This is a genomic window from Albidovulum sp. (assembly GCF_008933605.1).
In the GTDB taxonomy this organism is placed as follows: Bacteria; Pseudomonadota; Alphaproteobacteria; order Rhodobacterales; family Rhodobacteraceae; genus Albidovulum.
This window is the reverse complement of the sequence record NZ_WBUS01000290.1, coordinates 1-1,828: the sequence shown is the minus strand read 5'-3', so window position 1 is coordinate 1,828 and position 1,828 is coordinate 1. Positions and strand designations below refer to the sequence as shown.

The window sequence follows — 1,828 nt, the reverse complement described above, 5'->3', positions numbered from 1 at the left end:
ACCCAGAGCGGCGAGCAGATCGGCACCTCCGCCGCCGGCGAGATCGGGCGCTACGGCGACGGGGCCGATTGGCCGACAGACCAGCGCGAGGACGACGGCGGCTCGCTCGTCTTCGTGACCGACCCATTGCCCGAACGAACGGAGATCCTCGGGGCGCCGCAACTACATCTGCGGTTTTCCTGTGACAAGCCGCTGGCCCTCGTCGCCGTCCGGCTGAACGACGTGATGCCCGACGGGCGGTCCACCCGCGTCACCCTCGGCTGCCTCAATCTCAGCCACCGCGACAGCCACGAACACGCCAGGGTCCTCGAGCCGGGCCAGGTCTGCGAAGCGGTGATCGACCTCGACGACATCGCCCATGCCTTTCCGGCCGGCCACCGGATCGCGGTTTCGCTCTCCACCACCTACTGGCCGATCTGCTGGCCCTCGCCGGAACTGGCCACACTCACCGTGGTGACGGGCGAAAGCCGGCTCGACCTGCCGGTGCGCCCGCCGGATCCGGCCGACGCTGCCTTGCGCGCCTTCGACCCGCCCGAGATGGCCGCGCCGCCGCCCTCGGTCGATCTGCCGGTCGAGACCCGCGTGCGCCGGTCGGTCCATCGCGACCTCCTGTCCGGGGAGATGGTCGTCGATTTCCCGCGCTGGACCTCGGCGCGCGAGATGCTGGACATCGGCCAGACCGTTACGTCCGAGGCCGTCGCCCGCTACCGCATCACCGACGGCCAGCCCCTCTCGGCCACCTGCGAGACGGAGGCGAACGTCGCCATCCACCGCAAGGACGGGGTCTTCGCCCACCACTCCACGGGGCGCCTGACCTGCGACGCCACCCACTTCCGCGTGGAGATGCGGCTTCGCGTCACCGAGAACGGCGCGACGCTTCACGAGCGGCACTGGGACGAAAGGATCCCGCGCGACCATGTCTGAATGGCTCCGGCGGGTGGGGCAATGCCGCAAGGCGCGCGCGGGCGCATCGGGACCGGCCGCGCGCGACCTTCCCCGGATGGCGATCCTGATGGAGGCACAGGGCGTCTTCGCCGTCCTCTCCTTTCAGCCGCCCGTGGTGGCCGGGGATGCCGCGATGAACCATGGGTGCCTTGCCGCCGGTCGGGCTGCCCCGGCACGGTTCGGGCGGCGCTTGATCGGGCCTGTGGAGGCGCCACTCCGGGCGCCGCCGCGGCCGGGGGACAGGCATGGATAGGAAGCTGAGGGCGCCGCGCTTCACGCGCATGAGCGGCGAGGACCGGCGCGCGGCGCTTGTCAGCGCGGGCCTTGCCTGCATGGCCCAGGGTGGAATCCAGGCCTTCACCGTCGACCGGGTCTGCGCGGAGGCCGGCGTCTCGCGCGGCCTCATCACCCATCACTTCGGCTCGATGAACGGGCTTCTGGCGGCGGTCTATGCCCGCATGTACGACGACTCCACGCGGCCGGCCCACGCCGCCGCGCCGGGCGCGACGCGGCTCTCGGCCCTGCTCGACGCCTACTTCGCGCCCGAGCTCTTCAACCGCGATACGCTCAACATCTGGCTGGCACTCTGGGGCCAGATCTCGGTGAACGCGGACCTGAGGGAGGAGCACCGCGTCCAGTATCCGGCCTATGTCCGCGACGTCGCCGCCGCGATCGGAGCGGTGGCTGCGCAGAACGGGCGCGAGGTGGATGCCGGGGTGCTCGCCACTACGCTGATCGCGCTGGTGGACGGGCTTGGCCTGCAACACTGCATTGATCCCGGGTCGATGCCGGCCGACTCGGCCCGTGCGGCCTGCCGGTCGCTGCTGGAGCCGCACCTCGGCCCGTTCTGAGCGTCCGGCGGGCCGCGCCGCCCGCGCCGTGG

At 71.8% G+C, this 1,828-nt stretch carries 2 protein-coding genes; both read left to right on the top strand.

Going from position 1 to position 1,828, the window contains the following annotated elements:
* On the top strand, positions 1–924 hold a 924-nt coding region (locus tag F9K34_RS18920), incomplete at its 5' end, for a CocE/NonD family hydrolase C-terminal non-catalytic domain-containing protein (RefSeq protein WP_291338641.1).
* A 266-nt stretch (positions 925–1,190) separates the two neighbouring features.
* Positions 1,191–1,796, top strand: a complete 606-nt coding sequence (locus tag F9K34_RS18915) for a TetR/AcrR family transcriptional regulator (RefSeq protein WP_291338640.1) — start codon at positions 1,191–1,193, stop codon at positions 1,794–1,796.
* Positions 1,797–1,828 lie beyond the last annotated feature (32 nt).